The sequence below is a fragment of the Persicitalea sp. genome, assembly GCF_041751555.1.
Taxonomy (GTDB): domain Bacteria; phylum Bacteroidota; class Bacteroidia; order Cytophagales; family Spirosomataceae; genus Persicitalea.
Map to the genome: position 1 here is coordinate 1 of NZ_JBGSXF010000761.1, position 10,380 is coordinate 10,380.

General features: G+C 50.5%; 6 protein-coding genes. 3 read left to right on the forward strand and 3 right to left on the reverse strand.

The annotated features are described in order from the left end of the window. Positions 1 to 2,390, forward strand: a 2,390-nt coding sequence (locus tag ACEW8P_RS26565) for an ABC transporter permease (protein ID WP_373516085.1), incomplete at its 5' end; no start/stop codon positions are given. 103 nt (positions 2,391 to 2,493) lie between these two features. Here ACEW8P_RS26565 and ACEW8P_RS26570 read toward each other — a convergent pair. Then, positions 2,494 to 3,063 (reverse strand): hypothetical protein, encoded by a 570-nt coding sequence (locus tag ACEW8P_RS26570; protein WP_373516086.1) that lies wholly within the window; start codon positions 3,061 to 3,063, stop codon positions 2,494 to 2,496. 477 nt (positions 3,064 to 3,540) lie between these two features. Here ACEW8P_RS26570 and ACEW8P_RS26575 point away from each other — a divergent pair, with 477 nt between their 5' ends. Then, positions 3,541 to 6,564 (forward strand): metallophosphoesterase, encoded by a 3,024-nt coding sequence (locus tag ACEW8P_RS26575; RefSeq protein ID WP_373516087.1) that lies wholly within the window; start codon positions 3,541 to 3,543, stop codon positions 6,562 to 6,564. 429 nt (positions 6,565 to 6,993) lie between these two features. Here the strand turns inward: ACEW8P_RS26575 and ACEW8P_RS26580 are convergent, their stop codons facing one another. Further along, the gene (locus ACEW8P_RS26580) at positions 6,994 to 8,106 is read right to left on the reverse strand and encodes a Gfo/Idh/MocA family protein (protein WP_373516088.1); all 1,113 of its coding nucleotides are present in this window, start codon (positions 8,104 to 8,106) and stop codon (positions 6,994 to 6,996) included. Positions 8,107 to 8,207: 101 nt separating this feature from the next. Continuing rightward, on the reverse strand, positions 8,208 to 8,612 hold the full coding sequence (locus ACEW8P_RS26585; protein ID WP_373516089.1) for a DUF1573 domain-containing protein: 405 nt from the start codon (positions 8,610 to 8,612) through the stop codon (positions 8,208 to 8,210). A 223-nt stretch (positions 8,613 to 8,835) separates the two neighbouring features. Here ACEW8P_RS26585 and ACEW8P_RS26590 point away from each other — a divergent pair. Further along, the coding region (locus ACEW8P_RS26590) for a thiamine pyrophosphate-dependent enzyme (RefSeq protein WP_373516090.1) at positions 8,836 to 10,380 on the forward strand (1,545 nt) is incomplete at its 3' end.

The following is a 10,380-nucleotide window of genomic DNA, read 5'->3' on the forward strand; positions in this document are numbered from 1 at the left end:
GTCTGGCGGCTTGCTGGCTAATCGGGCTGTACGTGCAACATGAGCATAGCTATGACAATTTTCTTCCCAACGCCAACCGCATCTGCGCGGTAGCTTTTGATCTCAAAATGGGCGATCAGGAAGGCGTGACTACCAACACACCGCCGCCCGTTGGGCCGCGCCTGGTCGAGGATTTTCCCGAAATCGAGATGGCCGCTCGTACCTTCGATCTGGGCAGCGTAGTTGTAAATCGTGATGCCATTGAGGGTAAAGCCCCGATCACCTTCAACGAGTACAACAATGCACTGGCCGCCGATCCGGATTTTCTGGAACTGTTCGGCTTTCCGATGGTGGAAGGAAATGCGTCCACCGCCCTCGACGCGCCGGGCAGCGTGGTACTTACGGAGAGCATGGCCCGCAAGTACTTTGGTGAGCAAGTCGCTTTGGGTCAACCGCTAAAACTCAACGACAATCCTTTCAAAGTAACTGGCATCGTGCAGGACTTGCCCACTAGTTCTACGGTTCAGTTTGGTTTTTTGGCATCCATGGCCGATTTCTCGGTGGTGGAGCGGTTCTCGTGGAGTTGGATTTGGTTACAGGTCGATACCTGGGTGCGGCTGCGGCAGCCCGCCACCGAGGAGTCGGTGGCGAGTCTTGAAAAGAAATTCCCGGCGATGGTGCGCAACTACGCCCCCGCCGCCTACGCACGCATCGGGCAGGATTTAGCCAAAAACATCGATAACGGTGACCGTCTCGACGTGAAACTTTTACCTTTAGAAAAGCTGCATCTAGGCTACACTAGTCTCTCTTCACGACTAAGTACCCTCGGCGATGGGCAGCAAGTCGGAATGTTCGCCATCATTGGCGGTTTGATTCTGCTGCTGGCTTGCGTCAATTTCATGAATCTCAGCACGGCCCGCTCTATGCAGCGGTCTCGGGAAGTAGGCGTGCGCAAGGCACTTGGTTCGCAGCGGAGCGCATTAGTGGCGCAGTTTTTGGTGGAGTCGCTGCTGCTAAGCGTGGTGGCATTGCTGCTGGCGGTGCTACTGGCTAGCGTTGCGCTACCTTTTTACAATAACCTGACGACACTGACGCTGGAACCTAACGATCTGTTCTCGCCCAAAATCATCGGTTTTGTCCTGATGTTACCGCTCGTAACGGGTTTGCTGGGCGGGCTTTACCCGGCTTTTTATTTATCAAAATTCAAGGCTATTGAGATGTTTAAACCCGCCGCCGGGCGCGGCCGAGGTGGATTGCTATCCGTCAGGAGCAGCTTGGTGGTATTTCAGTTTGCGGTATCCATCGTGCTGATGCTCGGTTCGTTCGTAGTGTTTCGACAACTGGAATTTGCCAAAAAACAGACGCCCGGCCTCAACCGCGAACACGTGCTGGTGATCGAGAACGTCCGCCACTTGACCACACCTTCAGCGCGGGAGGCCTTCCGGCAGCAACTCGCCCGACTACCCGAAGCCGTGGACGCCACCCACGCCACAGACTTGCCCTCGCTCGGCAGCTTTGGCGACTTCTACGAACCCGAGCAAGGCGATCAGAAAAATGCGGTCGTCCCGAATCTGGCGATCGGCTCTTACCAAACCGATGCAGATTTTATCCCGGTGCTGGGCGTCGAAATGCTGGCCGGGCGCAATTTCCGTCCCAATTCGGTCAGCGACTCGGCTTCCGTCATCTTGAATGAAACGGCCGTAAAAGCCATTGGCTGGCAAAATCCCCTTGGCAAGTGGCTCCGCTACGGGGGTAATTCCAATCAGCGCTTTCAAGTAGTTGGCGTCATGCGCGATTTCAACGAAGGGTCGGTGCGCATGGCCATTGAGCCAATGGCGCTTTTCCACGAATCTTCCCGAACTTACCAGACCTTTGACTCATACATCGCCCTGCGGATGCAGCCCGGCAGTGAGAAGCAGGCGGTCGAAAAAGCCGCCGCGCTCTGGCAGAAAGCCGTTCCGGACGTACCATTTGACTACGATTTCCTGGATGCTACCTTCGCCCGACTTTACCGTACCGAGGCCCAGACGGGTTCCGTGCTAAGTATCCTTACCGGCCTTGCCCTGTTCATCGGCTGCCTGGGCCTTTTCGCATTGGCGGCCTACACCGCCGAAAGCCGCACCAAGGAGATTGGCGTCCGCAAAGTACTGGGCGCAAGCGTAGCGAGTATCGTATCGTTGCTTTCCAAAGATTTCTTAAAATTGGTAATAGTATCCATCATCATTGCTACGCCGCTGGCTTGGTACGTGGCCGATGATTGGTTGCAGGATTTTGCTTACAAGATTGATCTGGCGTGGTGGTACTTTGCCGGGGCGGGCGGCCTGGCACTGCTGATCGCCTGGCTAACGGTGAGTTATCAAAGTATCAAGGCCGCGCTGATGAATCCGGTGAAGAGTTTGAGGTCGGAGTGAGGTTTAGACCGGGTAGTAGTATCCACCGACTCAAGACTTCATCTGTCATTACTCTCCAAACGGCCAGAACCCCTATGCGGAGGTATTTGAAGCGGTGTTCGGGCTAATCAGCAAGACCAAGTTCCTGCTTAACCTGTTCATAATCGTTCCAATCGAAGGTTTTGAGGCGTCCGCCGGGGTTGGGGGGAATGATGATCCAACGGAATTCCAGATCAAAGTCAATGGGAGTTTTATGGAGTTTGGAATAGATAAGGTCAAAGTTCATAAATCCCTTGCCGTTTTGCACCTGCATAAAAAAGCCCAGAGCTAACTCGTCCGTCACAGAGGGCAGGGCGAACACCACGCCGGGTCGTCCTGCATTCCTATAGTAGGCCATCACGAGGCCTTTTTCCAAAATAGGCTGAGTGATGGTAGCGTCTTCATGGGTTACTAAATAATAACTGGAATCCTGGTTGGCAACCCACATGGTACTGGTAACTTTTAACCAGGCCGATGTATACATACTGGCCTGACCTGCCGGGCCGACCGGGCCGGTAACTCCCTGCGGCCCAACAGGCCCGAGGCTACCCTGAGGTCCTATCTTTCCCTCAGAGCCTTTGCAGGCGAGAAACCCCAAGATCATTGCTAGGGACACTAACCCAACCAGGCTCCATTTTTTTATTAGATGTACCATGTTTTTGATAAGTAAAAAGATTAGGACTAGCTCTAAAAATGCTGAAAACAGCTCGCAAAAGACAAAACAATTCACTCCTCCATTCGCCCAAATTTCGAATAGAGTTACTAAAATTAAATTTTCCCTATAATAAAAGTTAACTATTTGACAGGAAAATATTTATGGAGTAAATATATCAAATATAATTTTGATATATAAAGAAAAAATTGTAATTTTTCTGAATATTTTACGTAGTGAATTCCAGTTTTTTCTGAACATGTTTTCAAAAACTTAAACCCTCTTGACTATATGAAACGGTCTATACTCTTTCTAGTTTTGTCTGTGCTGGTTTCAACTGGAGCACTATGTCAAACCCCCAAAATAACGCGGGGGCCTTACTTACAAAAGGTCTTCACCTCTACCAATCCGATTAATTCGTATACAGGCTCCACGGTCACTTTTCGCTGGAGCACCGATTTGCCAACCGTTGGTAGAGTTATGATTGGCAACAACTGGCAAAATGAACCTGTAAGTCCACAACATGGTAATTTTATCAAATTAAAGGAAGAATCAACCCGAACGTTGGACCATAGTATCACGATTGATAATCTTCAACCCGATCGTGAATACAAGTACACCATCGGCCTCGGCAACGACCCTTCCAATTCATCCTCACCGCTCACCATATTAGAGGCGTCCGAAGACCACGTGTTCAGGACTCCGCCACTTCCGGGGGGGAAATCTGTACAAGGGGAAAATAGAAAAACGAAGATGTGGGTATTGGGTGATTTTGGCGCTTACAAATCCGATACCTCCAACACGTTACAGGACAAGGTAATCGCTTCCATGCAGCAATTTATGACCACCAATAGCACAGGCCCAATGGATCTTTGGCTATGGTTGGGGGACAATGCTTATGAACAGGGAACGAAGGAACAATACCAGGACCATATTTTTCATAAGGGGAAGGCGCGTTACGACTGGATGTTCCGGCGAACCCCATTCTTTGCAACTCCCGGAAATCACGATTACTATGATGGAGCCGTAGATGTGCCTGATCGCGACACTCGTACCCGCGTTCAGAGAGATGTTCACTATTACTCCGTTGTGGATAATTTCACCAATGCAGAGGCAGGAGGTGAGCCCTCGGGAACTGAGGCCTACTACTCTTTCAATTACAGCAATATCCACTTTATAAGTTTGGATACTTATGGGTTTGAAAAATTGGGAGACAAGCCAAAAGATATTCTGGCCCCAAACAGCAATCAATACAAATGGCTTGAGCGAGATTTGAAGAAAGCTAAGGAGGATTCACGGATAAACTGGGTTATTGTATTTATGCATCATCCCCCCTATACGGGCGGTACACATTCATCAGACCAAAGTGAAGACAACATTTACATCAAAGGAAACCTGATACCGCTTCTGGATCAATATAAAGTTGATCTGGTACTGGCCGGGCATAGCCACGATTATCAACGTACCCGGTTGATGAGAGGGCACACGGGCAATTCCAGTACTTTCAACAGTACCTTACATACCCCCTCGACAGGTAGCAATGCCCGGAGCAGTGGCAGCTACGATAGTACGCCAAATTCCTGCTTTTACTATAAAACCAGCGCCGCTTCCACCAACGAGGGAATCGTCTACGCGGTAACAGGGCTGGGAGGAAAACCTATTGAATTTGAATTTGATCCCAACATAACCGACAAGCTTATGGTCTCAAAATCCAAGGTTGGGGGGTCCATGTATTTGGAAGTTGAAAATAAGAAACTTGTCGCTAAATATATATCCGTCGATAATCAGATCTTGGATCAGTTTACCATATTCAAGGATTTTGATGGCTTTACTATACCTGAACTCAATGGCAATGCTCGTACGGCCACCTGCGAATGTACCGAGGCCTTAACCGACAAAAACAGTTTTACCCATTACGTTGATGACAAAGGCAATCTTTTGCTTTCTATTAATAAGTTTGGGATCGATATTGGGAAAGCTGGTGTAGCGCCCTTCGAAGTAAAACTGGGAGGTGCTCCCGGACATACCAATGTGGGGGCCTTTTATCCGCAAAATTATGTTCAAAGTGATCGGACCCGATCATTCAGCTCAGGATGGCGAGTCATGAACCGATACTGGTTCGTAAAGCCAGCAACAGAACTAGCAGATAATCAGCAGGTAGTTGTTCGTCATTATTATACGTACTCAGATTTGTTTAATCTGAATTACAAAACGTTTAATGATCTTTATACTACCAACCCTGATGAAAGAATAATACCTCAAGGACTCAAATTCTATAAAGTCAATAGTCAATCCTCCTCATCCAACATAGATCCGGTAAGTGGCAATCATAGCACGTTGGTTTCTGCCAAATCTCATAAAGATCCGGGCATCAGGCTGTATGATTCTTTTTATCAAACCTGGAACTTCAATCAAGATATCCAAAACCAGCAGGCCACACTTTCGGGATTCAAGTGGAGGCCCCTTGACGATAAAAACCTCATAAATCCACAGGACAACCGACAAGGTTTGTTTTTCGGTGAATACGTGGTAAGCAGAATTTCCGGTGGTGGTGGAGTCGGCGGTCAATCGGGCGGCAAGAATCCCATAGGAAACAAGTTGGTAATTCCTGCCGGCAGTGAATGGTTTTATTACGCAAAAGGAGAGGCTCCTCCCAAAGCAGACGACACCATAGACTGGCGGGATGGCGACTTAGGGGGCATTTATAATCAATACGCTAAATGGCCGACGGGATTGGCGCCGCTGGGCTATTCTCCCAATGGGGTAGATGGTGAACGATGGCTAATCCCGTCCTGTCCTTCCGAACTGAATTGCTATGTTGTTGGAATCAACGGAGCCTCCTTTCAGCCAGGGTGCCTCACAAGCCCCTGTACCTCCCGCTGGATTACCTCCTATTTTAGAAAAGTAGTAGACTCAGGAAGTTGGATGAGTTCTCTTTATAAATCCATCATAATCAACTACAAAAGGGATGACGGAATTATTATTTATGTAAACGGCAAGGAGTTGCCGCGTGAATCCAATATGGGGCCTGATCCTGTTACTAACACGACAACAGCCACTGAGGCAGCCAGAGAATCCGAATGGAACACCCTGATTATTGCAAACGATGGGTCTTTCTTTCGTCCTTTTTATACCAGCACTATTGCCGTGGAGCTGCATCAAAATAGTAACACCAGCTCTGATGCGCATTTTGACATGGAAATAATCCTCAGTCCGCATACTCCCCCAAATTCAAACCGTCTTGCCGCCCTGGAAGCAGCCACTCCCACCGAACCCCTGACCATCCTCTACCCCAATCCAACCGAAAACGGAAAGGTACACTTTACGGAAGCTATGCCCTACGAGGCCTTCCGGATTACAGATACGAGGGGCGTGGTGGTACGCTATATAGCCGAACCGGGAATTCTGACGGAAGTTGACATGGGTGGACTGTCCGCCGGGGCGTATATCCTGACCAGTCAGAACAAGAATAAAACCAGCCACTTCAAGATCATTAAGAAGTAGCCTGATCCGGTTCACAATTATCCAATAACGAAGTCCTACAGAGTGCCTTTTCCCGACAGGGGAGTGGCGTATTTTTCTCGGGCCAGCCGGTATACCTCCGTGCTAAATCACAATGTCATGGTCGATCCGGGTCGGGTCGCTAATGAATATTTCCTGGCCGTACGAATCGTTTAGTATTACAAAGAGTTTTAGAGGCTACAGGGCATAGTACGTGTTCCTGCTTTCAGCCATCGCGCTACTCAGTGCCTGCATCGACTACCTGAACATGGCTACGGCCCACCCGGCCTCGCGCGTCAGAAGGGAGATAGGAAGAGTTTGAGGTCAGAAATGAAGGAGGTCTTCGACTGCTGGTAGTATGACAGCCCGGCTTTCACAGACTGATGAAGATTATGCCGGTCAGCGTAGTGGAAGACCTCCCCTCGTCTCCTCCTAAAAATCCGGCACCCGGATAATCTCCCCTCCCCGCATCGCTGACTCGTGCGCCAGTATGCCGACGCTCGTCCAGTTAGCCGACTGCACAGCGTTGGGGAACGGGTCACGATCCTCGACCAAGGCCGAAATGAACTCATGAACCAAGTGCGGATGTGAGCCGCCGTGGCCACTGCCTTGCACGAAGGATGGGTGGGCGTTATCGCCTGCGTCATATACACCACGACCCGTAAACGATTGAATTTCCTCGGGCAAAAGGTGGGCGTAGTCGGGCGTTTTTACACGCTCCGGAATTTCGGGTTCGGGTTTCTTGGCAGTATGAATCACCGGGTCTTCCCCCTCAATGAGCGGCCACTCAAACGACTTTTTACTACCGTACACCTCGAAACTTTCTCGGTACTGCCGCGCCGTGTCGAAGAGTGAGCGATAGACATAAGCCGACAAATCACTATCCCGAAATTTGATGTGTGCCGACTCGACGGCAAAAGGTGAGTTATGAATTTTAACCAAATCTTCGCTGATTCTCCCCGAGCCGAAGCAGGAGACGTACTCCGCTTCCAGTCGCAGTAACCCCGCCACCGGACCGACGCAGTGCGTGGCGTAGTGCATCGGTGGTAGCCCCGGCCAGTAATTGGGCCAACCTTCCATTTCCTGCTGGTGGCTGGCTTTTAGAAACTGCACTTTGCCCAGTTCGCCCTTTTCGTACAGTTCCTTGACGAACAAAAATTCGCGGGCGTACACCACCGTCTCCATCATCATGTACTTCAATCCCGTCTCGCGACAGGTCTTGGCGATTTCGGCGCAATCCTCCACCGAAGTAGCCATTGGCACAGTGCAAGCCACGTGCTTACCCGCCCGCAGGGCTTTCAGGGTTTGTTCGGCATGGTCAGGGATGGGCGAGTTGATATGTACCGCGTCCACTTCGGGGTCGATCAGCAGGTCGTCATAGCTGGTGTAGCGTTTCTCTACGCCAAACTCGTCGCCAATGGCGTCGAGTTTGGATTGGGTGCGCTGACAGATGGCGTACATATTTGCGGCGGGGTGCCGCTGGTAGATAGGAATGAACTCGGCTCCGAAACCCAGGCCGACGATGGCGACGTTGATTTTTTTCATAGTTATTCCAAAAGCTTAACTGCTACTATCCTTACCTGCATAAAACATAAAAAAAGGCGATTCCCATCGGGGAACCGCCTTTCTGTCAAAAAATTCTCTGTTTATTTCTCCGAAGATGGCTTGGAGGCGGCACCTTTTTCCACAACCTCGCCTTTCAAGAAGAGCGTCAGGCTGGGCGACTCGGCGTTGCTGAATACTGTGATTGACTTGTTGAAAGTACCCATCGCGGCAGCGTTGTAAGTAGCTTTGATGCTGCCGGTCTGCTTGGGTAAAACGGGGTCTTTGGTCCAGCTAGGGGTTGTACAACCGCAAGATGCGCTCACGTTGGAAATAACGATCGGCTCAGTACCCGTGTTAGTGAATACGAACTCCTGCGTGACGGGCTTTCCCTGTTCCACCTTGCCGAAGTTGTGGGTTTCTTCCTTAAACTTCATGACGCCCTTCTGGGCAAAGCTCATGGAAGAGATGGTCAAAAGGACGACGACGACTGAAAAAAACTTTTTCATGATTGCTTGAAAAATTTGATTATTGAGAATTGGTTTAATACCTAAGTTACGGATTCAGAAGCAAAAGCTTTGCCAAATAATTCCCTTGACGGGACTTTTCCAACAAAGTAACGCAGGAAATCGTTTTTTTGAAAGAGGATTTTTTTATTTTTAATTTTGACCCAAAACGTTAAAAAACGTATCTTAACCCCACAAACTACGCACCTGCCCACCTGAAAATCATATGCTCCTAAACGAAACCTTGTCTGAAAATAGTCTGTTCACTGCCGAAAAAGTGCTGACTGACTATCGCTTGGCTTGCGAAAGCCGGGCAGTAAGCTTGTTGGGCCGGAAGGACGCAATGGGCGGACGGGCGAAGTTCGGCATTTTCGGCGATGGAAAGGAAGTGGCGCAGTTAGCCCTGGCGGGCGTGTTCCAGCGCGGCGATTTCCGCTCGGGCTATTACCGCGACCAAACCATCGAGGCAGCTCTTGGCAACCTCACCTGGCAGCAGTTTTTCGCCCAGCTTTACGCCCATCCCGATCTAGCCCACGAGCCGCACACGGGCGGGCGCTCCATGAATGGCCACTATGCCACCCGCTGGCTTGACGCCGAAGGACACTGGCTGGATCAAACAAAGCTTTACAATTCTGTCTGCGACATCTCCCCTACTGCCGGACAAATTCCGCGGGCACTGGGACTGGCTTATGCGTCTAAGTTGTATCGCTATAATAAGGGCATTCAGGATTTAACTACCTTTTCTCACCACGGCAACGAGATAGTGTTCGCCACTATCGGCGATGCCTCTACCTCGCAGGGGATGTTTTGGGAAACCATGAACGCCGCCGGTGTGCTACAGGTGCCGCTGCTGATGTCAGTCTGGGACGACGGCTACGGTATTTCGGTTCCCGTGGAGTATCAGACCACTAAAAGTAGTATCTCTGAAGCCCTCGCCGGATTACAGCGCAATGACCGCGAAGAGGGTATAGAAATCATGACAGTAAACGGTTGGGATTATCCAGCACTGGTTGAAACCTACCAGAGAGCCGCCGACCTGTGCCGCCACGAGCAGGTACCCGTACTGGTTCACGTTGAAGAACTCACGCAGCCGCAGGGCCATTCGACTTCCGGGTCGCATGAGCGTTACAAGCCCAAAGCGCGGCTGTCCTGGGAAGCCGAGCGAGACTGCAATACGCATTTCCGGGCGTGGATTTTGGAAAATGGCTACGCCACAGTTGAAGAGTTAGAAGAAATAGAGGTAAACGCCAAGGAAACGGCTCGCGATTCCCGTAACCGCGCCTGGAAAGCTTACCGCAAGTCCATCGAAACGGATTTGAAAGCAGCCCAGCAACTACTGGAAACCGCTGCCCAAGAAAGTAGCCATCATACCGGCGACCTCAAAAACAGTATCGCAGCCCTTCACAAGGCGCAGTATCCTATTCGCCGCGATATCGTGGGAGCGGTGCGCAAGGCGTTGCGGGCTTTGCGTACCGAGTTCATTCCTAGCCGCCCGCTGTTAAAAGAATGGCTCAAGGAAGAGCAGAAATTGAATGAGGTACGTTATAATGATCACCTCTACAGTGAGTCGGATGAGTCGCCACTGCGGGTGCCGCCCGTCGTCGCTACTTATACCGACGATAGCCCGCTGGTGGACGGCCGTGAGGTGATTCGCTCCTACTTCGATGTTTTGTTTGCCCGCGATCCGCGCGTTTTTGCTTTGGGCGAGGATGTCGGGCAAATTGGTGACGTGAATCAGGGAATGGCGGGCTTACAGGAAAAGTACGGCGAA